10 protein-coding genes are annotated in these 23,985 nt (G+C 39.3%); 8 read left to right on the top strand and 2 right to left on the bottom strand.

Annotation, left to right across the window (positions count from 1 at the left end; translation table 11 throughout):
- Nucleotides 1–23: 23 nt before the first annotated feature.
- Entirely contained in the window at nucleotides 24–581 is a 558-nt protein-coding gene (locus B3P17_RS01560) for a hypothetical protein (RefSeq protein ID WP_291102866.1), read from the bottom strand.
- 533 nt (nucleotides 582–1,114) lie between these two features.
- Here B3P17_RS01560 and B3P17_RS01555 point away from each other — a divergent pair.
- From B3P17_RS01555 to B3P17_RS01530, 6 genes are all read left to right on the top strand, one after another.
- On the top strand, nucleotides 1,115–4,285 hold the full coding sequence (locus tag B3P17_RS01555) for a SusC/RagA family TonB-linked outer membrane protein (protein WP_291102863.1): 3,171 nt from the start codon (nucleotides 1,115–1,117) through the stop codon (nucleotides 4,283–4,285).
- 12 nt (nucleotides 4,286–4,297) lie between these two features.
- Nucleotides 4,298–6,109 carry a RagB/SusD family nutrient uptake outer membrane protein gene (locus B3P17_RS01550; RefSeq protein WP_291102860.1) on the top strand — a complete coding sequence of 604 codons (1,812 nt, stop codon included), beginning with the start codon at nucleotides 4,298–4,300 and terminating at the stop codon, nucleotides 6,107–6,109.
- Between the two features lie 12 nt (nucleotides 6,110–6,121).
- Complete coding sequence (locus B3P17_RS01545; RefSeq protein ID WP_135104511.1) at nucleotides 6,122–6,826, top strand: DUF3823 domain-containing protein; 705 nt, start codon at nucleotides 6,122–6,124, stop codon at nucleotides 6,824–6,826.
- Between the two features lie 303 nt (nucleotides 6,827–7,129).
- Complete coding sequence (locus B3P17_RS01540; RefSeq protein ID WP_291102894.1) at nucleotides 7,130–9,670, top strand: glycoside hydrolase family 3 protein; 2,541 nt, start codon at nucleotides 7,130–7,132, stop codon at nucleotides 9,668–9,670.
- Nucleotides 9,671–9,843: 173 nt separating this feature from the next.
- Nucleotides 9,844–15,405 carry a discoidin domain-containing protein gene (locus B3P17_RS01535; RefSeq protein ID WP_291102857.1) on the top strand — a complete coding sequence of 1,854 codons (5,562 nt, stop codon included), beginning with the start codon at nucleotides 9,844–9,846 and terminating at the stop codon, nucleotides 15,403–15,405.
- Between the two features lie 9 nt (nucleotides 15,406–15,414).
- Complete coding sequence (locus B3P17_RS01530) at nucleotides 15,415–16,284, top strand: outer membrane beta-barrel protein (protein ID WP_291102854.1); 870 nt, start codon at nucleotides 15,415–15,417, stop codon at nucleotides 16,282–16,284.
- 76 nt (nucleotides 16,285–16,360) lie between these two features.
- On the opposite strand, the gene B3P17_RS01525 is transcribed toward B3P17_RS01530, so the two are convergent.
- Entirely contained in the window at nucleotides 16,361–18,892 is a 2,532-nt protein-coding gene (locus B3P17_RS01525) for a Kelch repeat-containing protein (RefSeq protein ID WP_291102851.1), read from the bottom strand.
- A gap of 410 nt (nucleotides 18,893–19,302) precedes the next feature.
- On the opposite strand from B3P17_RS01525, the gene B3P17_RS01520 reads away from it, so the two are divergent.
- Both B3P17_RS01520 and B3P17_RS01515 read left to right on the top strand, forming a co-directional pair.
- Complete coding sequence (locus B3P17_RS01520; RefSeq protein ID WP_291102891.1) at nucleotides 19,303–20,535, top strand: glycoside hydrolase family 71/99-like protein; 1,233 nt, start codon at nucleotides 19,303–19,305, stop codon at nucleotides 20,533–20,535.
- Between the two features lie 380 nt (nucleotides 20,536–20,915).
- Nucleotides 20,916–23,978, top strand: a complete 3,063-nt coding sequence (locus tag B3P17_RS01515; RefSeq protein ID WP_291102848.1) for a glycoside hydrolase family 2 protein — start codon at nucleotides 20,916–20,918, stop codon at nucleotides 23,976–23,978.
- Nucleotides 23,979–23,985: the final 7 nt, after the last annotated feature.

Here is a 23,985-nt window from a genome sequence, read left to right as displayed (position 1 = left end):
GGTGTACGTAAAATATCAGATGTTTATTCGAATAATTCAGGATACTTCTCTTTGGATATGCAATGAGTTTGATTTTTGATCTCTTCGTCTAAAATTGATTTCCAACCCAGCTTATCAAATTCTACTTCAAGAGCAAGACATACTTCGAAGTCTTTTTCTGAGACTTTATATGTTTGTTCGTCTTTATTACCTGATACCGAAATTTCGAAACGGTTGTTCATTACCCACACATGCGCTTTGTATCCGTATATCTCTACGTATTGAGGCTGTTCGAAATCACAGAAGTGAGGTATTACTATTCTAAGTTTGTCCAGATCATCGATAGAATACGATTCTAACGGATCGAAAGCAATTGCTCCTTCCGGCAAGGTATTTAAGGTTACTCCTATCTGCGAAAGTTTAGCAATTAAGTCTTCTCTGTTGTCATATTGGAAGTAAACACAGAACGAATCACCCTCACAGTTGTGTCCTCCACGCGAACGCATGTAATGGAAAAACTGCAATTGGCGGCACCAGCGAATTATTTCTTCTTTTGTATTGTTCTGAAAAAGCCTTTCTTCCGATATCTTGTCTATATTCATCAATATGTCGTTAATTAGGTTCTAAGATATTATATTTTTTGTTATCAGGAAAGAATTCATAGTATCTGCTTTACATTCTTTAATTTCTCAAAAGAATTTATTCTATGAAGCTTTTGATTATTTTTGTCTCTATATAAATAAGAAGTTAGAAGAGATAAATGCCTTTATTGAATTAAAATGCTCGGATGTTCCTCTCGTATATGATAGCAAGAGACTATACTTAATAATAAAATAGGCTGATTTGAGAAAATTGGTCGGTTTTGGTATTGCTTGCTAATGAGAAAGATACAATCATAAAAGGTTGCTTAATTCTAATTAAATGCATTTTAATAAATATTTAATACAGAACTAACATTTATTCTTCTGCTTTTTTAAGTACTCCTCTTTTACTTTGACGAACGTTAACGACTAATCATATTTTTATAACCTTAAAAATCTCCTTTTAGTATGTTCTTATTAAACACCTCCTGACTGAGCCTTAAAATTGTAATGAAAATTGTTTAACCGTTTTTTTGAAAAACAATAAATAGATTATGAAAAAATATCAAGAAAAATCAATTCCGAAAGAAAGATTCAGGAACTTGCATACACGGTTTCTATTTCTTCTCTTATTTATGTTTATGTCGCTTTTGGCATATTCACAAACCCAGATAACAAAGGGTACTGTATATGATTCATCAAATGATCCGATCATAGGAGCATCCGTTACCATCAAAGGTACTACAAAAGCAACAATGACTGATGTTGACGGCAAGTTTAGTATCGAAACTTCCCGAAATGATGTACTAATTGTATCATATATAGGATTCAGTAAGAAAGAAGTACCTGTAAATAATCAGAATAATCTGTCTATAATACTGGAAGAAAATCGTCAGGTTTTAGATGAGGTTGTAGTGGTGGGTTACGGAACTCAAAAAAAGACTACCCTCACAGGTGCTGTTTCTGCAATAAATAATAAAGAAATAAGCACAACAAAAAATGAGAGCTTAGTGAACATGATGACCGGGAAGATTCCCGGGGTAAGGGTTGTTCAGAGAAGTTCCGAGCCCGGTAGCTTTAATAACCGGTTCGATATCCGAGGATTAGGAAATCCTTTGGTCGTAATAGATGGTGTGCCGCGCGACGACTTTGCCCGAATGGACCCGAACGAAATAGAGAGTATATCGGTACTTAAAGATGCGTCTGCCGCTATTTATGGTGTACGTGCAGCTAACGGTGTAATCCTGATCACTACAAGAAAAGGAAACTCGGAAGGCAGTAAGTTTGATATAACATATTCGGCTAACTTCGGATTCCAGCAACCTATTGGTTTTCCTAACAGTACCGATGCAATTCAATATATGACATTGAAGAACGAGGCATCAAGAAGAAATTTCAACAATAACTATGTTAACCCTGTACCACTTCCGTACGGAGAGAGTGAGTTTGAAGCTTTCAATAATGGTACTCGTGTTTCATCCGATTGGAGAGGTGCTGTTATGAGAGATATAACTCCTCAGTCGCAACACTCGTTGAATATGGCGGGATCTTCTAAAAATATATCATACTTCTTTAATCTTGGATATATGAAACAAGATGGTATAACCAAGACTAAATATCCGAATTATGATAAGTGGAATGTAAGAGCCAATGTTGATGCTAAGATTACAAGCTTTTTGAGAAGTGAATTCAGGGTAGCGGGTATGATGGACGAACGCAACGATATCAATGGCGGTTCTTGGAACCTGATTAAGAATACATGGTTGGCAAAATCGACAGAATCGATGTATGCCAATAACAATCCATTGTATCCTACAGCCGAAACAGACGAAAACCCGTTGTTATTGATGGACCCTAACAAGTCGGGATACTTTAATAATAAAGGACGTTCTTTTCAGTCGTCTTTGGCATTGATCTTTGATGTACCCGGAGTGAAAGGTCTTTCGGCAAAAGCAATGTATAGCTACGACTATAAAGATAATGACTGGAAGAATTATGTGAGAACATACTCACTTTACAAATATGATACAGGAAATGATACATATAATGAGTATGTGAAAAATACACCGTCTAAAGTTGCACGCGGATTTGGTAAAAATATTTCAAATTTGATGCAGCTGTCTTTGAATTATGACCGTACATTCTTCGAAAAACACAATGTGAAGGCGTTGTTCCTTTATGAAGAAAGTGGTAATGAAGGAGACAACTTCAATGCACAACGTAATCTTTCCTTAGAGGTTTTACACCTGTTTGCGGGTGATGCAGACGGTCAGGTTGCAGGTATGGATGCAGGAGGACTTTATGATCAGCAGCGAAAAAGTTTCGTAGGTCGTGTCAACTATGATTATGCGTCAAAATATTTGCTCGAATTCAGCTTCAGACGTGACGGCTCATCCAAATTTAGTTCAAATGGTCGTTGGGGATGGTTCCCATCTGCGTCTGCCGGTTGGAGAATTTCGGAAGAAAAGTTTGTGAAGGAGTTTGAGCCACTATCATTTATTAATAATCTGAAGATCAGATCCAGCTATGGTGAAATGGGTGATGACGGAGCATTAAACTATCAATTCCTTACCGGATATGATTATCCTTCGGGAGGTGCTGTATTTGGAGGTGAATTTATTAATGGTATCGGATTCCGTGGTATAGCCAATACATACCTTACATGGTACACCTCTAAGACATTTAATATTGGAGTAGATATTGACCTATGGGATGGTTTACTTGGTTTCCAATATGACTATTTTATCAGAAAAAGAGAAGGGCTGTTTACAGACCGTCTACTTTCACTACCGGGAACTTATGGAGCTAAACTTCCTCAGGAGAACCTGAATAGTGATAAAACAATGGGATATGAAGTTGTTTTGACTCACAGAAATAAAGTTAGTGATTTTGTTTATAATGTGTCTGCAAACATGTCGCTTACTCGTACCAAAAACGACTATTTCGAACAAGGACGAGCAGGTAACTCATACGAACATTGGAAAGGCAATTACAACAATCGTTACAAAAACATCTGGTGGGGACAAACCTATGGCGGACAATTTACCTCTTACGACCAGATCCTTAATTATGACGTCAATGCAGGCGGAGGAAACCATGCTACATTGCCGGGAGATTATTACTATAAAGATCTGAATGGAGACGGTGTTATTGATGGTTGGGACGAAACTCCTATTGCCACAAGAGAATTGCCTTATATAAATTATGGTATTACTCTGGCTGCTGAATATAAAGGGATAGACATAAATATGCTATTTCAGGGAACAGCTAAGTCGTGGACAAGATATTACGAAATGTTAAATGTGCCATTAGCGTTTGATAAGAACACCTTAGATTTCTTTATGGATCGTTGGCATCCGACAGATCCTAATGCCGATGTTTATGATCCGAATACGGAATGGACTTCAGGATTCTTCCCGATGACAGGTAACGGTTCTGCATGGGGCGAAGGTACAAGAGCAGTTCAGAATGCTGCATATTTGCGTCTGAAGTCTATAGAGCTTGGCTATACATTGCCTAAAAAACTGACAACAAAGGTTGGGGTAAGCAATGCCCGCATCTATGTAAATGCTTATAACCTGTTTACTCTTACAGGCTTGAAATATATCGATCCAGAGCATCCGGGCGGAGGAGCAGATGCTAATGATAAACCCGAAAATGACTTATATGGCTATATGTATCCATTAACTCGTACATATAATGTCGGCTTTAGTCTTACTTTTTAAAGATATACTATTATGAAAAAATTAAAATATTTATTATTGGCTTTGGTTGTTGGAGGATTCTTTGCTTGTAACGATCTCGAAGTTGATCCCCCTAATATATTGACTGATAAAGATATCTTCAACTCAGAATCGGGTGTAACAGCCTACTTGACACGTTTGTATAGTGAGTTGCCCATTGAGGACTTCAAATATAACAGAACAGAAGGCTTTAATAAGTTTACAGCTTTCTGGGGATTAGGAGCAAATACAGGAGAATGGCTTCAGGCAAATGATTTCAGACAGTGGGATATAAACGGAAATGGTTTTGGTTACTGGCCTTATTCAGATATTCGTAATGCAAATTATTTTCTTAAATACTTGGGAGAATATGCTTCAAAGTATACCGAAGAGCAAGTGAATGCATGGTTGGCTGAGGCTCGTTTTTGTCGAGCATACTATTACTTTGGAATGGTAAAACGCTATGGTGGAGTGCCTATCGTAAAAGAATTGCAATCATATCCTGAACAAACCATTGAGGAACTGAGAGTTCCGAGAGATAAGGAAGAAGCTGTCTATGATTTTATTAGCGAAGACTTGCAATGGGCTGTCGATCACTTACCCGAGAGAAGCGTATCCGGCAGAGCTAATAAATATGTTGCAGCTGCATTGAAATCCAGAGCCATGTTGTTTGCGGGTTCTATCGCCAAATATGGCAAAGATTACTTTGTAGGAACTCCTGCTCACGATGCCGGATTGGTTGGTATACCTGAAGGTAGAGCTACAGATTATTTCAAACAGAGCTATGATGCCGCTAAGTTGCTTGAAGGTCATTATGATCTGTATCAAAAAAATCCTGATCTGGTGCAAAACTATGTAGATGTATTCTTAGATACGAATAGCCCCGAAAACGTGTTTATAAAAGACTTCGTTTATATGGACAACGTAGAGGGATCTCGTCATAGTTGGGATGCATTTGCTTCTCCACGGTCTAGCTCGAGTAGCTATGCGGGTGCTCTTTGCCCTACATTAGATGTTGTTGAAATGCTTGGAGAAGTAAAGGTAAACGACACGCAAGGCAATCCTATAAAATTCAATGCAAGAGAAGATCTGTTGACTACTTTGGCTCCACGTCAGAGAGCAATAGCCCTCTTCCCGGGAGAAGTTTTCAGAGGAAAAGTAGTTGATGTGCAGGCAGGACTCTATGAGAATTATAGTCTTACAGCAGAGCCGATAAGAACCAATGATATCTATGCGAAATATAAAGCGACCAATGGTAAAGAGTACAACATTATAGGTTATGATGGTATTGGTACAGCTGCATCGCCATCCAGTCCTACTGGTTTGCACATGAGGAAGTACAACAATTATAAAGTAAGTGTTGCCGAAGCAAATCTTTGGAAATCTACCCAAGCGTGGATTGATATTCGATATGCAGAGGTACTCCTTAATAGGGCAGAAGCTGCATTTGAGTTAGGAACAGGCGAAATGAAAGCAGATGCTTTGACTCAGATCAATAAGATAAGAAATAGAGGTGGCGACAACTCGTTAAACCTTTCTGAATTGACAATAGATAAAATCAGAACAGAGCGTCAATGTGAATTAGCCTTCGAAAACCAGACTTGGTGGGATTTGCGTCGTTGGAGAATCGGTGAACAAATAAGAGAGAAACGCTACCATGCCCTTTATCCATATTATATCATCAATGAGAATAAATGGATATTTAAGAAGGCGGAAGAGCCTCATCGTACAGGGTACACATTCAATATAATACAATATTACGAACCTATACCTGGTGGTGAAATAGGTAAGAACCCTAATCTATTACCTAATAATCCACTATATTAAAAATCAGGAGTTATGAAAAAGATATTTAAATATTTATTCTTCATCACAATCGCATTCACTGTTACATCTTGTATGACAGATATTGATGATTTTGATTCACCGAAAGAAACGCTTAAAGGGACTGTTTATGACAAATTTACAGGAAAACCGATGATGACCGAAACAGGGCATATGCGTATCAAGCTCGAAGAATTGAGCTGGAGTGATACTCCAACCCCTCAATATTTTGGGAATAAGCAGGATGGAACATATTTCAATTCCATGATTTTCAAAGGACACTACAGAGTCACTTTAGAAAATGGACCTTTTGTTCCCATCGATCCGGTAGAAATAGATATCAAAGGTACAGTAACTCAAGATTTCACTGTTGAACCATATTTACATCTCGAAATAACAGATATCATTCAGAACGGAACTTCTGCTACTGTCAAGTTCAAGATTTCGAGTGAGGTGGATATGTATCAGGTTACCGATGCGAAGGTTTTTGTAAACAATACATCCTTTGTGGGTAATGGTGCATACATAAGCGATTACGGCCGAAACGAACTAGACCTGAAAGGTATGACTAATGCTACGATCTATGCAACCGAGCATTCTATGACTATCGACGGGCTTAAGTCGGGGCGCAAATTCTACCTCAGAGCCGGCGCACGTGTTGCAGATCCTATCGTAAAGGGATATAATTATTCTGAGATTAAAGAAATAACAATACCATAATGATTATAAGAGGCTGTCATGAGAAGTTCAAAAATCACTTCTCAGGCAGCCTTAAAAAAATAGAAAAAGTTATAGATGGGAGTCGATGTATATAATGATGTAGATTTAGGTAAAAAAGGTTGAAGTAACAACGGTACAGAAGTATACAAAATATATTTTCTCTGTATCGTTGTTTTAATCAAATAAATAGACCGAAGCTGAAGAAACTCTAATACTCTCTGTTTATAAAACTATTTAACAAATAATTCAACATTATAAAGCATGATATTTTTTAGAAAACGTTATGGTAAACTGCTGTTTATCATGTGGCTTGTACTTGTTAGTCATATCCCATTATGTGCACAGCAAGAGCAATTATTCAGAGACGAAAGAGCTCCTATGCACGATCGTATCATAGACTTATTGTCAAAACTAACGATAGAAGAAAAAATAAGCCTTCTTACCGCCACTTCGCCCGGCATTCCGCGTTTAGAAATTCCTAAATACTATCATGGAAATGAGGCTCTGCATGGAGTGGTACGCCCCGGACGGTTCACCGTATTTCCGCAAGCTATAGGACTTGCCAGCATGTGGAATCCAGAGTTGCATTATCAGATAGCAACAGCCATTTCTGACGAAGCACGTGCGAGATGGAATCAACTGGAGCAGGGTAGGCTTCAAAAAGAACGCTTCACCGACCTTCTTACATTTTGGTCTCCTACCGTGAATATGGCTCGTGACCCACGTTGGGGGCGTACTCCCGAAACCTATGGAGAAGATCCTTATTTGTCGGGCATTTTAGGTACTGCATTTGTAAAAGGCCTGCAGGGAGACGATCCTACTTATCTTAAAATAGTAGCTACTCCAAAACATTTTGCTGCAAACAATGAAGAACATAATCGTTTTACGGCGAATCCTCAGATATCGGAAAGGCAATTGAGGGAATATTATCTTCCTGCCTTCGAAATGTGTGTAAGAGAAGGGAAGTCAGCCTCCATCATGTCGGCTTACAATGCCATTAATGATGTTCCGTGTACGGCAAACCCTTGGTTGTTGACCAAAGTCTTAAGGAATGATTGGGGATTTAACGGATATGTTGTTTCAGACTGTGGAGGTCCAAGCCTTCTGGTTTCGGCGATGAAATATGTGAAGACAAAAGAAGCGGCAGCAACACTTTCAATCAAAGCCGGACTTGATCTCGAGTGTGGCGATGATGTATATATGCAACCTCTTTTGAATGCATACAATCAGTATATGGTTTCGCAAGCTGACATCGATTCTGCTGCATACAGAGTGCTGCGGACACGGATGAAATTAGGATTATTTGATGATCCTGATCATAACCCGTACAGCAAAATATCGCCTTCGGTGATAGGGTCAGAAAAACACAAAGAACTGGCTCTCGAATCGGCACGTCAGAGTATTGTCTTGTTGAAAAACAAAGACAAGGCATTACCGTTAAACCCTAAAAAGATAAAATCAATAGCAGTTGTAGGTATAAATGCCGGTAACAGTGAGTTCGGAGATTACAGCGGTATTCCCGCCAATGCCCCCATTTCTATATTGCAAGGAATAAAAGATCAGGTAGGGAAGGATGTGAAAGTCGTATATGCACCATGGAAATCTGCTGCCGATGGAAAAGAAATGATATCTGCGTCTTATTTTCCACAAGGATTGAAATCGGAATATTTTACAAATATGGAACTATCGGGTACACCGAAAGTGCGTACCGAGGAGTGGGTAAACTTTGAGCCTGCTAATCAGGCTCCCGATCCCTTTATTCCGCCTTTTCCATTATCTATCCGTTGGACAGGGAAACTCAAACCCACCGTGTCGGGAAATTATACGTTGTACTATACTGCCGATGATGGCTCTCGTCTTTTCATCAATGGCGAAAAACTCATAGATGCTTGGCAAGAAAGGAGCATTGCTACAGATTCGGTTACTTACTATTTTGAAGCAGGGAAGGAGTATGATCTTAGAGCCGAATATTTTAATAATCGGGATAATTCTGTTGCTAAGCTTTACTGGAAAATACCAACTATAGGAACACAACAGCGACTTGATATGTATGGCGAAGCGGGTAAAGCTGTTCGTGAGTGCGAGCAGGTAGTTGCTGTATTAGGTGTCAATAAAACGATAGAGAGAGAAGGACAAGACCGATACGATATACACTTGCCTGCTGATCAGATGGAATTTATACAGGAAATCTATAAAGTGAATCCAAATATTACGGTTGTGTTGGTTGCGGGAAGTTCTCTTGCAATCAATTGGATGGAAGACAAAATTCCGGCGATTGTTAATGCTTGGTATCCCGGTGAACAGGGAGGAAAGGCTGTAGCCGAGGTATTATTTGGTTGTTATAATCCTGCCGGAAGACTACCTCTTACATATTATAGCAGCTTGAATGAAGTTCCTGCTTTTGATGATTATGATGTAACCAAAGGACGAGGCTATCAGTACTTCAAAGGGAAACCCTTATATCCTTTCGGATATGGTCTAAGTTATACATCTTTCGTATATAAGAATCTTAGACTGACCGAAAATAACGAATTCATAAATCTGGTTTTCGACCTGAAGAATGCCGGTAAGATGGATGGAGATGAAGTTTCGCAGGTATATGTAAAGTTACCCGAAACAGGAGTAATAATGCCTATTAAAGAATTGAAAGGTTTTAAAAGAAGCTTTATAAAGAAAGGAGAAACGAAGAGAATTGAAATTGAAATCAAAAAAGAACAGTTGAGATATTGGAATGAAGAGTTGGGGAAATTTGTAGTTCCTGAAGGAGTATATGAATTTATGGTTGGAGCGTCTTCTTCCGATATCAGGTTATCTGAAAAGTATAATCTAATGCCAGCGAAATAGATTTCAGTAGCTTCTTTTCATCTTCAGAAAGCACTGATTTCTTAGAAAAACTGTTGAAGAGCTTATTGTCGTAAACAATTAAAGTGGTCGGCTCGAAACGTAACCGTTAGAGCCGTCTACACGCTCTTTATATGCCTATATAATCTAATTTTTTATCAAAAACATTATCAATCATGGAAAATTCTTCACATTACAGAGTGTTTACAAGACAATCTCTTGTTTGGATTATACTCTTTATTCTTGGAGTGTATAGTCCATTGTACGGACAATCGTGGAAGGCCTCGGGATCGGATCAGTATCCTAAATTAGAAACCTTTGTTTCCGCCTTATCGGCTACCGATAGGGGCATTGTGGGCGACGGAGTCACCGATAATACAGCTGCGATACAAACAGCTTTAAACGACATAGCAACATGGGGTGGAGGCGCTCTTTATCTGCCCGATGGCAAATATGTAATCAATGGTGGACTGATAATTCCTAAAGGAGTTATTCTCCGTGGCGATTGGAAAAAACCTGTGAAAGGAGAGCCGATAGGTGGTACGATCCTTATGGGATTTGCCGGTAGGGGCGATGTGAATGGCTCGCCTTTGCTCACTCTCGAATCTGCATCGGCTGTTATGGATATCGCTATTTGGTATCCCGAACAGAACCCCGATAATATAGTTGCATATCCCCCATCTATTTTGTTCGGAAAACCCGGCTATTGGGGTAATGACTTTGCGAATGCAAAGAACGTGACATTTGTAAATTCATATATCGGGCTCATGTATTCGAGAACAAATACAGGCGGCTGCCCTATTGTAAATGGAATGTATGGAACACCGCTTTCGGTAGGTGTAGAAATAGATAATATAGGTGATGTAGGGCGAATCGAGAATATCGATTTTTCACCAAGTTATTGGGCTTCATCAGGGTTGACAGGTTCTCCTGCTGCCGGAAGTACTTTTGCCAACTGGATATACGAGCATGGAACAGGAATTGTTATGCGCAGGAACGACTGGTCGTATACGACATATGTGAATGTAGAAAAATACAATAAAGGAATATTATTGGGCTATTCAATGTCGGCAGGTAGCGAAGGTTTTACCCCAAACGGGCATTATTATGATTTGACGTTTAAGGATTGTAAGACAGCAGTCTATGCAGAAGCTGTGAATGATGTAGGGCTCTTGTGTTCTAACCTGAAAATACAGAATTGTGAAACCGGATTTTCTTTCAGACCGAATACAGGCGGAGTATTTCAGATACAAGCTTCTCAGATTGAAGCTATCTCCGAGGCTATTTCAGTGGATAAATCATCGGGTACAAAAATTTTGTTGAATCAGTCGTTAGTAAGCAAAGGTGCAATCAACATCGGCGGAGGTTCGCTTGTTGCCAACAATAATGACTTCAACAATGATAAGCCCCAGATAACTATTGGCATTGCTGCGAGGTCTATTTTAAATGGAAATCGTTTCTCGAAAGGGGTTGATATCAAGAATAAATCTATTCTCGAAAATGTAATAGATCATACTCCTGTTTCTATGGCACAAGTACCAAGCTTTGAGAAAATACAGGATCAGAGCAGAAAGCCATCGAGAGAAGTGCTTTACAATGCTGCGGGTGCACCATACAATGCTATAGGCAATGGGACAACCGATAATACGAATGCCATACAAACAGCCTTGAATCAGGCCGGAACTGATGGGGGAGGGATTGTTTTTCTTCCTCCGGGTAAGTATAAAGTCTTGGGACACCTGACAATTCCTTCGGGGGTAGAACTAAGAGGTGCGTCTGATATTCCTTCTTCTCCACTTGGCAAAGGTAGTATTATAGAAGTTTATGCAGACAAAGGCAGTCCGAACGGAACCCCATTTATTAAGTTGTCTTCAAATAGCGGTATTCGTGCACTAGCGTTTAATTATCCCGAACAGGATGCGCGATTGCTACCTAATATGCCATCATATCCTTACTGTATACAGGCTACAGGAGCTAATGCCTATGTTATAAATATAGGGGTAAGAGCTACAGATAAATTTCTTGACTTGTTTACTTACAAATGTGATAATCATTTTGTCGACTATGTCATGGGACATGTATTTACATCGGGTGTAAAGGTAGGCGGCAATTCCAAAGACGGGATTGTACAAAATGTGCATGTGAATGTAAACGCTTATGCCTACGGTGGCGAATCGAAATGGGGAAGCTGGCCAAATTCTCCTAATCCGAGTAGTGAAGGAAATCTCATAGACGCTTCTTACGTGCATGGAACAAATCATCTTCAGTTCTTAGAAGTAGGTTCGTGTGAAAACTTACGCTTATATAACGACTTTATCTTTGGAGGACATAATGGCTTTATCTTGAATAACAATGCTAAAGGCTCATCTTTAGGATTGGGTATAGACGGAAGCATAAGTGCATTCAAAGTAGTTGGAAGCGGAATCGAGTCTTTTGACCTGATCAATACCCAGATCGTTGCTTTTGGCAGCGATAGCCGATATATTGAAACAAGCCCGAACTTTACAGGGAAGGTTACTTTCTTTAATTCAGACTATTGGGGAAATCCAACAAAAGGACTTGCATTGTCGGGAGGAAAGGTAGAAATGCAAACGGCGCACTTCCATCATCCCGGACAAACAGGATTGGCTTCATTAGCTTCCGGCTCAGAGTTGAGCCTTCAGGCTTCATCTGTTATGCCTGTCAACAACCTTTTGATAGCGGGAGGAGAAGCCGGATTGTCAGTCGTTTCGTCGATAACAAACTCTTCGGGAATTAATACTGCCAATGTGAAACTTTGGAAAAATAACCTTGCCCATTCTCCAAAGCTGTCAGGCGAAAATGTTTACGACCGTACAGGCTGGTCGGCTTCGGCATCGAATAATACAAATGGCGCAAGAAACGCATTGGATGGCAATCCTGCTACCCGATGGGATACTGAAGCAGTTCAAGCTCCGGGGCAATGGTTCTTGGTAGATATGAACGAAGAAAAAGATATTGATGCTATTATTCTTGATTATTCAGCCAGCTCGGGAGATTACCCTGTAGGTTATGAGATTCTCGTGTCAAGTGATGGGGCTTCGTGGAATAGCGTAGCTACAGGAAAAGGGAATAGCAACATGTTGTTTGTTATCTTAGACCAAACAGTAAAAGGACGATATATAAAAATAAACCAAACCGGATCGAAAGACTTATACTGGTCAATCCACGAATTTTATGTTTATAAGTCTGAAGAAGTAGCCGAGGAAGTTCCTCTGGATATGACAGGATGGATTGCTTCTGCATCGAATAATACGAATGCGGCTCAGAATGCAATAGATTATGATGATGAAACCCGATGGGATACAGAAGCTCTTCAAGCTCCGGGACAATGGTTTATGGTAGATATGAGAAAAGAACAGGAGTTTGATAAATTGGTGTTGGACTGTACCAAGAGCCCGAATGATTTTGCTGTTTCTTACGAAGTATATGTCTCTAATGACGGTACAACATGGGGAAGCCCTATACACACAGGTAATGGCAGCCCGAATAGCTTCATTATAAAGTTTGATGAACAGAAGGCTAGATATATCCGAATTGTTCAGACAGGAACTAACCCCGGAGCTTACTGGTCGATACATGAATTTAGGGTATATAATACAAATGCAACCACACCGATCTCCAACTCTCACAACTATGAGCATTACATCATGTACGGACAAAGCTTGTCTACAGGTCATGAATCGGATAAGCTGTCTACCGATAACCTTGATGGAAACTATATGATAGGAAGCCAAGTCTGGATAAATTATGGAAATCAGGCACTGAACACATTGAGCCCTTTAGTAGCCACCGAGCATGGTACAGCTTTGGGTGAGAGTCCGTTGCACGGAGCTGTCAATCATTTACGTAAGCAAGTTCCGTTAATACATGATGCTACGGGTAAAGAAAATCGTATTTTGGCAACATCGAGTGGAACAAGTGGAAAGAATATAGAAGAGCTTTCGAAAGAATACCAAGGCTCGGAAGTATTATATAATAATTATATCACAGCTCTGGAAAAGGCAAAAACGATTGTTGACAGAATCAACAGTACTATTTCTTGTCCGGCTATCATATTCATGCAAGGAGAATTCAATTATTACAACGAGTATGGTACAGGACTTGATGGACACGAGGGGACTGCATCGGGAGATAAAGCGACATATAAGAATTTGCTTATGACGCTAAAAAATAATATGCAAGCAGATGCTAAAGCACAGTACCAGCAGGCTGACAATCCGGTCTTCTATACCTATCAGGCAGGAGCTCAATATATAAAGGGTCGAAGCTTAGAAATAGGAATGGCGCAACTCGAAGCAGCGAATGCAAATAGTGATATTATCTGTGTTGGCCCCATCTATCCGATGACAGACGTTGGAGGGCACTTGGATGCAAATGGTTACCGTTGGTATGGCGAGATGATAGGAAAGGTGATATATAAAACAAAGGTTTTAGGTGAAACATTTACACCTCTGCAACCAATAGAAATCTCTCGTGTTGAAGGAAATCAAAAGCAAGTCCGCATAAAATACATTGCTCCGAAGCTTCCACTGGTACTTGATACCAAAACCTTGTTAGAAATGCCTAATTATGGATTTAACGTTTATCTGAACGATGTAGAACAAAGCATCCAAAACGTAGTGATAGACGGGTCGGAACAGGATTGTGTTCTAATCACTTGTGCCAATAATCTGGATGGAGCTATCGAGGTTACTTATGCAGGTGTAGATGCTACTTTGTCGGGACGCAACTTGCGAGGACATGGGAATCTGCGCGATAGCGATGACTATCAGGCATTCTTCAATTATGAACATAAAACATGGAACAACTCGCCTACTACAAGCGGAGAGCCTATGGATGCTTCAGGGAATGTTATTGAAGGGAAACATTATCCATTATATAATTTTAGTGTTGCTTTCTACTACAAGTTAGATGCAGACAAGGATAAATATATTGTTCCTAACCTGAGCGATATATATTCAGATACCGACATAAGTTTGCTGAAAGTAAATGGCGACGATTGGGATATTGAGAATACTTATGTCTTAGATTGTGGTTCCTCAGCGGATAAGATCGATGTGGACGTTATTCCTGCTACCGGAGCCACAGTAAGTGGAGGCAAGTCTTTCTCTATGGATGTGAAAAAGCCGGGTTTGTATGAGAAGGTTATTACAGTAACTGCCGCAGATGGTATAGCAAGCAAAAACTATACGCTGAAAGTAGAGGTGCCAATTCCTTTCAATAGTATAGTAGTACAGAAGTGGAACAATATCTTGGCTATTAATAATAATGCGGCTACAAATGGAGGTTACGTTTTCAAAGATTACCAATGGTTTAGAAATGGAGAAAAGATTGGAACCAACAAACAATATTATTCTGCCGGAGGTAAAGAAACTGATATACTCGAAAAAGCTGCTTTATATTCTGTAAGGATGACCACCGCAGACGGGAAAAGTTTTTCTACCTGTCAGGGAAGTGCACTCCTTAAGAGTTCGTCAACAAAAGTATATCCTAATCCGGTGAATGCTTTGGAAGTAATCAGTTTGGAAACAGATCTGGATGAGGATATGTTGAAAGGGGCAAAACTACAAGTATACACTATTGCGGGAAGTTTAGAAAAATCAATTCCTGTGGTAGGTAAAGTAACACCGTTTACACTATCCAAAGCAGGAACATTTATAGTAAAACTTCGAACAAAGAGTGGCTTTGAAGAAGAGTTTAAGATAATAGCAAAATAAGTATAATGTATGAAAATCAAGAAAATTACAGTTCTGTTGGCTATGGCATTACTTATCAGTTCTGCCATACGCTCGCAGGATAACAAGCATGAAATGTTTTTCTCTGCAACGGGAGGAATATCTTCATTGAAATATAAAATAAATGAAGGAGATAATAAGCTGGCGTTTGGTTCTTCTGTTGGGGTGGGTTACAATTACTTTCTCTCAGAAAACTGGGCCTTGAATACCGGGCTCGAATTATCTTTTATGAGCTCGAAAGGACTTATGGATAATATCTCTGATGAGTATAATGCTATAGATGCCAATAACGATGAATTTCGATTTGCATATTCCATTCATTCGGTTGAAGAGAAGCAGAATGCTACATTATTGAATATACCTCTTATGGTTCAATTCCAACAATCTGTATCGAAAGGTTTTTATGCTGCCGTTGGAGGGAAAATAGGAATACCGGTAAGTGGAAAATATACGACTAGTCTTTCTGATTTGTCTACTACTGCTTATTATGCCGATATTGATCTTCTTATCGATAAAGATAATGAAGTAAATGGTATAGGACATTTTGCAGGGGCAGAGAAGAAAGCTGATTTGGATATGAAGCTGTCTTTTATGTTATCTGCCGAGGTTGGAAATAAATGGAGGCTTACCGATAAGCTAGCTCTTTATTCGGGAGTATACTGTGATTACGGACTTAACGATGTGCGGAAAAACAAAGAAAAGGGTTCTTTGTTGGGGTATAATAAGCAACATCCATCCGATTTCGAAGTAAATAGTATAACTACATCAAAGTATCTTAAAACAGAGGTTACAAAAGCCCTTACCGAAAAAATGCATCCAATATCTATTGGGGTGAAATTAAAGTTAGCATTTGCTTATTAATGTCCATAAATGTAAAGAGGCTGCCTGAAAATTACTTCTCAGGCAGCCTTTTCTTTATGATATTTCTATCCTTACACTAATTACTGCTGATGATCTGAGCCAGAGATACTTGATATTTTTCGCCTAACAGTGTTGCATACTCTTTGCAAAAGCTGTTATATGTACTTTTAGCAAGACTTTTTTTACCTTGTTTGTAATACACTCTGCATTTCGCAAAAAGCGCTTCCTCATTGAGTGTGTCAAATAAGAAAATCAGATTAGATGCCTTAAGAATAGCGTTGGCTTTTCCTGAATTAATTTCACGCAGAAGTATGCCCAATAAAAAGTCGATGGCAAAATCTGAATATGTGGCTTTAAAAGAGTCCAGCCATTCTTCTTGAGTGAAAGGTAAGAGCTGCCCATAACCTAATAGTTCCAATAGCTTGGACTCGGAATCCGTATCTTCCATTATTGCCTTTTGAGGTAGCCTCATGTATTTAAGTACCTCAAGATAATCGCAGATAGAGTTATCTTCAATGGCTATCTTCCAGAAGCTATTGTTGTTTTGTACTTGCACATTCCCAATCTTTTCTAGCACCTGATTCAGCCGGTTCATGGATACATTTCTGTTGTTTCTTGCCGATTTTTCATCTTTGTCGGGCCATATCAGGCTATCTATCACTTTACTGTTTATGCCGGGGCCATTTTCACTATTTAAGATTATAGCAAGTACCAGACTTTTTAGTGTTGGAGTGAAGAGATCTGTAATGTCTTTACCCTCAGAGTCCTTTACGTTGAAAAAACCGAGTAGGGAAATTGCCTGACGAGAACGATCGTAATATATTTCATCGTTATTTATCAGGGATTCATCTTCTGTAAGATCATCCGTTAATGAGAAAGCGGAATGAATAGATTTCTCTTTCTTCTTTCTCATTCTTATATAAATGGTGTATCCTACGACTAAGCATATCACAGCGAAAGCTGCTACAATATATATTGTTTTAGACTCATTTGACTCGGAGGTTTTAGCAGATTGTAATATTTGGCCAGACGCTATAGGCGGATATGCTATGCTATACAGATCGATTTCCGAATTGCCTCTTTTGTAATCCTTACAGAATAGAGCGTACAGTTTGTTTTCTTTTTCCGGCTTCATCAGAGTCGAAAAATTGTAATCAGCATTCAATTCCAAAGAGTCTATGTAGGCCAATTCCTCAATTACAGGTTTTTGTCTGGCCACCTTTAGCAATATTTGTTTTCCAAGAGCTTTTGATATAACCAAAAATGAATCCTCTTCCTTGTTATAGATCATATTTCCACATGGCAGAAAATGATTAGAATTATTATATTCCCAGCATAGAGATACTTTCATTGTTTTCAGGTCGATAGCATAAAGGTCGGCGGTAATGATAGAAGTCAATTCCTGTTTTCCGCTTTGGTTTCCTTCTCCTCCATAAATGTACAATGTATCGCCAACGATTGCCGATGCCGATGAATAGCGAGGGGAAATTACATTTAGTTGTTGGGTATTCCATTCACTGGTGGCGGGATTGATCACGGTCAAATCGTTTTTATATCGATAGAACCCATAGCCGCCGAATGTAATTATTGAGGAATTAGAATTCCACAAAGCCGATGTATGATGCCAATACGACGGTTCTAAAGCAGGTGCACGGTTGCTGCTCCATGTCTTATTTTCGAAAGAAAAAACAGATATAAACTTTTCCTCCAGATTATACGAAATCAGTTCATTCTTTTTAGGGTTAAAAACAACATGATTCGTATTTATATTGGCAGGCCTTCCAGATTTTACATATATAGTATCTTGCTGGTTGGTGATTACATTGTAAGAAATAATCTGTTTATTGTCAGGGATAAAATATATAATACCTCTTCCTGCATCAAATGCATACTGTATATATGTTTTATTGTTTGTAGATAATGAAAAATGCTTAGTCCAGTTGGCGTAAGAGTCTATTATCCAGTCGGGGCTCATTACTGTGGCTTGCGCTTGTTTCAGCTCATCATAGCATTCGGTCTTATTATGCTGCTTTAGAATCCAATGCCTGAATAATTTATCTCCATGCGATAGCTTAATATCCTTTATGATCATCGGCGGAACTTCTTCTGTTGAAAAACCTGTAAGGTTTGACTTCCCGAAACAGATAATGGCTTCCTTCCAATCTCCTTTCTTTAATGTCAAAGTTTTGGAAAAATCTTTATACTTTATTTTTAGTGATTGATCCTTATTTGATATCGTTATTGCTACGTGAAACCATTCGTTTAGTTTCAGATCAGTTAATATGGGTACAATCTCATCATTAATTACCATGATTGGAAAATTTCCGCTATTGCCCGAACTAAATCCGAGAGTTACTGAGGATTTCGATTCACTGATTATTTTTACAGTAGAGCCATATAATATAGATGTATTCTCATATTTCAAATCAAACTCCAGAGTCAATTCGTCTTTGATGTCGATATAGTTTCCGTTTTCCAAAAGCAATCCTGTCCGGTCTACTGCCAATGCCTCGTACGATTTAAATCTTAATCCGTACTCAGAATTATCTGATATGCAGGGTTGGACAATATTGAATAACAGGAGAAATAGGGCGAGTGTGTATTTCATGGAAGCTTTTATTTAAAAAGGTCTTTGTGTGAACAATACAACCAATAAGTAATATACAAAATTAATGATTTTTTTCATGATAAGTTATGAGAACTTTATAATAAGTGATTTAAAAAATAAAGGAATACGGGAGTTTCTATAGCTTTTATCTTTAAAGAGCATTTTAACTGAATTTTAATTCTTAATTAATAGGCGTGTTTATGTAAATTTAAGTATCTCCCTTTTTTTTTGTACTAAAGTAAAAAATATCATGAAATATGTCTTCATCTCTTCTCTCGGTTGGGGAGATGTATTCGCCTAACGAATTGTCGTAGCTAAGTGATATCGCAAAGGAACACGAAACAATTAATTAAATAAAATACCAAATGAATTTTAAAGGAATTTTTTTTGTGCTTGCCGCAATAATATTAATGCTGCCCTCGGGTAGAATATTGGCGCAAGCGCGAAAGCATGCGCCAACGACTGCATATCCCAGTTATAAAGGAATGATCATGGCTGGGTACCAAGGGTGGTTTCGGGCTCCAGCGGATGGAGTTATGTATCCCGACGAAAAACAAGTACGCATAGACATGTGGCCCGATGTGCGAGAATACGAGACAACATATCCTACGGGGCTTAAACTAGCCGATGGGTCTACTGCACGGTTTTTCAGTTCTACAGATAAGAGTACAGTTGATCTGCATTTCAAATGGATGCAGGAGTATGGAGTTGATGGTGTTTTTATGCAACGCTTCTTCAGTGCTGCTCAGTCTAAAGCACGGCAAGGCGGTCAAACGGCAGTTATCAAGAATGCATTTGAAGCAGCGTCTAAGTATCAACGTGCTATCGCTATCATGTACGATCTTTCGGGACTCAGCAAGTCGGGAGAAGACTGCTCAAGCCTCATAGAAGACTGGAAATACTTGGTTGACTCTATAAAGGTGACAAACCAGAAAGGAAATAAAACATATTTGTTTTTTAATGGTAAGCCGCTTGTTGCGATATGGGGTATCGGATTTCCCGACAGGCCTTATAATACTCGTGATATCGGTATTGATCGTTTTATCGATTTTCTCAAAAATGATCCTGAATATGGAGGCTGTAGTGTAATGCTTGGAGTTCCTACCTTCTGGCGCGAACTCAATGCAGACTGCCTTCCCGATCCTTACTTGCATACAATTATCCGCAAGGCAGATATTGTTCTTCCGTGGACTGTACAGCGTTTTTCTCCTCTACTGCACAATGATATGGATCGCTATCGTGACTTAATAATCGGAGATATAGAGTGGTGTAGACAAAACAAAATAGATTATGTGCCTTGTGTAACACCCGGTTTTAGCTGGCATAATCTCAGTAGGTTCGAGTTCCCTGATGATATTAAACCCTCCGGATCGATACCGCGTCAGGGCGGGCGTTTTTACTGGAAACAGATATCCACAGCTATTAATGCCGGAGCTAGTATGCTTTACGTAGCTATGTTTGATGAGGTAAACGAAGGCACAGCTATCTTTAAATGTACCGATAATCCTCCGGTAAGTGATATAGCCAAGTTTGTAGGTATGGACGGTATGCCATCCGACCACTATTTGTGGCTTACAGGAGAAGCAACAAAAATGATGCGTAAACAAAAACCATTGAGTATCAAAATGCCGAAACGAGAGTAATTAATATTCCTGAATAATACTTTATAGTGTATTATTATATTGATTTTATACGAAAAATAACTGAGATAATTTTATAAATTTAAAAGGTTAATGCTTCTGCAACCTGAATAAATGCCAAACAAAATAAAAATGAGAAAGTATTTTATACTAACTGTTCTGATTGCCCTTGCCATTAGTATCTATGCAACGGAAAGAATAAAATATCCTTACCCGTTCAACCCTATGCAGGGATTGGTAAATGATGTAGAAAAGCCATACAGACAAGAGTTATGCCTGAACGGTAAATGGGATTTTATGCCGATATATGGCGCGAAAGCGTCAGACTTTAAGAAGCCTGTGACTTTCAAAAAAGAAAACGTTGCTATAAAGATACCGTCACCATGGAATGTAAATCATNNGACGGACAGGGGGGAGACTTTACCGCTTATCCAAGTTATCCCAAAGAATGGGAAAAAGCCGAGATAGGATGGATGCGGAAGAATGTGTCTGTACCCTCAGATTGGAGTGGCAAACAGGTTATTCTTCATTTTGAAGCTGTGATGGGAAAAACCGAGGTGTATGTAAATGGGCAGAAAGTGGCTGAAAACTTTGAATTATTCCTGCCCTTCGAAGCTGATATAACATCTTTCATAAAGCCCGGACAAGAAAATGAAATACTTGTGGGTGTAGCCAAAGGCAGCTTGTTTGATAATCATGGAAAATATGGACGTAGAACCTACGTAGGAGGGTCTATGTGGGGTATCGAAATGACAGGGATATGGCAAGATGTATATATGTTTGCCTATAATCAGGTGTATGTAGAAGACTTATTTATTCAGCCTGATGTACAGAATAAAAAATTAAAAATAGAACTTGATATCAAAAACGCATCTTTGCAGAAGCGAACCGTAAACTTGGATGCTGAGGTGAAAAAATGGTACAATCTGGCTGGGCGTACAATTAATGAAAGTCCTGAACAGAAAGGAGAAGTTGCTGCTCAGGCATCATTGACTTTTCCAACAGAAAAGAAGGTTGTACTGCAACCCAATTCAACCACAAAAGTTACAATCGAAAAAGCTGTAAACGGAGAACTTGAATATTGGACACCCGAAACACCAAATCTTTACGGATTGGTCGTAAATGTGACCGAAAACAATAAAACAATAGATAAGAAGTATAACCGTTTTGGTTGGCGTCAGTTTACAATTTCAGGAGACCGATTGTTGCTGAATGGCAAACAGATATCCCTAAGGGGCGACTCATGGCATTTTATGGGAGTACCTCAGATGACACGCCGCTACCCTTGGGCATGGTTTAGTATGCTTAAAGATGTGAATGCAAACGCAGTTCGTTTACATGCTCAGCCTTTCCCTCGTTTTTATTTGGATGTTGCCGACGAAATGGGTATTTGCATATTGGATGAAACGGGTATCTGGTCGAGCGACGGAGGACCGAAGATAGATAGCGACGATTATTGGGAAAGCTGTGTAGAGCATATTCGCCGTCTTATAAAAAGAGATAAAAACCATGCATCGGTATTCGGTTGGAGTGTTTGTAACGAAACAGTTCCTGTAGCGGTACATGTATTTAAAGCACCCGAAGAGCTCATTCAAAAACAACTAGATGAGATAAACCGATGGGTAAAGGTGACCGCCGAACTAGACCCTACACGACCTTGGATATCGGGCGATGGAGAAACCGACCGACCAACCGATTTGCCTACTGTTATCGGGCACTACGGTGGTATGGGCGGTATGCGGAAATGGGCATCGGAAGGAAAACCGTGGGGGATAGGAGAGCAGAGTATGGCATATTACGGAACTCCTAAACAATCGTCAGAGTATAACGATAATAGATCTTACGAGAGTATGCTCGGTAGGATGGAGGGTGTAGCAATAGAAAGCTATGAGCTTATAAAAACTCAACGTGACCTGAATGCTTCGTATAGCAGTATATTCAATCTGGCATGGTATGGATTGCAGCCTCTTGAGTTGGGGATGAAAGACACAACACGTCCTCCTGTTGCAGATGATGGTATCTTCTTCGACTTTCACGAAGGCGGATATGGCATGCAGCCCGAGCGCTTAGGCCCATATATTACTACTCTCAATCCGGGATATGATATATCGCTACCGCTTTATAGAGAATGGCCTTTGCTAGATGCTGTGCGCAAGGCTAATGCAACGCCGATGCTACCGTATAGCGGAAAGATAGAAGATAAAAAAGAAATAGAAAAAGTAGTTCCAGCTGTCGATGCGATTGTATTATATGCCTCGGCGGACTCGAAACTAAAAGAAAATCTTGAAAATTTAGGATTGAAAATCCTCACTGATGCAAAGATCACAAATAAAACTTTGGTAATAATAGACGGAAATAATCCTCCGACAAACACCAAAGATCAACAGTTGAAAGTACAAAAGGCGATTGAAGCCGGAGCTAGAATTCTTGTAATGGGAGTAAATCCACAATCAAGAGATTTCATCAATGCTATCCTTCCTTATTCTGTATCGTTGGAAGACAGAAAAGCTACTTCATTTCTGAAAGAGGGGACACCTGTTTTGCTGCAAGGATTAAATCATGCTGATTTTTATTTCTCAGAGCTTATTCCACGAGGCAAAACGGCAATGCATTATGGTATGTCGGGAGATTTTGTAATGAAATCTGATGTATTATTGAGAGCATGCAATACCGATTGGCAACGTTGGAATTATCAGGCTGAGACATCGAAGACCGCAAATGTCTTCCGTAGCGAGCGAGAATCTAAAGGGGCCGATGTGGTAATAGCCTCTCTCAAACAAGGGAATGCTGAAATAATTCTTTCTACACTCGACCTTTCAGAAATAGCATTGGAGACCCAGTCTTTACTTACCAAAATGCTGCTGAATCTGGGAGCTGTTATCTCCAATGATAATATGAAAAGTATGCAGGCATTAGATACTAATGCGCAGTTACAAAAGTCACTAGTTGTATCCTTAAGTAAAGATGCTGATTCGGTAGAAGATTTATTGTCAACCGATTTTCTCAAGGGTGAGGCGGATATTATTCCTCAACTTAATATAATATCCGACAATCAATCGTGGGCAGTAGCAATTGCGGAGAATGGATTATTTTCATTGGCAAAGCCCGAAAGAGACAGAACGGCTGTAGCTTATATGAGTTTTTGGATATATAGCCCACGCTCATTGAGTAATCTGCTGGCTGAGCCTGATATGCCGAGCTTAGATATGTTTTTAGACTTTGAAGGTGGATTTGCAGTTTACTTGAACAAGAATAAAGTATTTTCAAAAGAAAGCGTTGGGCAGGCAGAGACTAAGGTTCCTAATATAATGCTGGATAAAGGATGGAATCATATGGTTATAAAATTGGTGAATCTGAGGAATAATTCCCAGATAAAAACGAACATTCGTTTCAACTCGGCAGATAAAAACTTTATGAAGCAGATATTATCGTCTGTGGTAAGATAACGTGAAA

This window comes from Dysgonomonas sp. UBA7630 (assembly GCF_002483985.1).
Lineage (GTDB): Bacteria > Bacteroidota > Bacteroidia > Bacteroidales > Dysgonomonadaceae > Dysgonomonas.
This window is presented reverse-complemented; position numbering and strand designations above follow the sequence as displayed.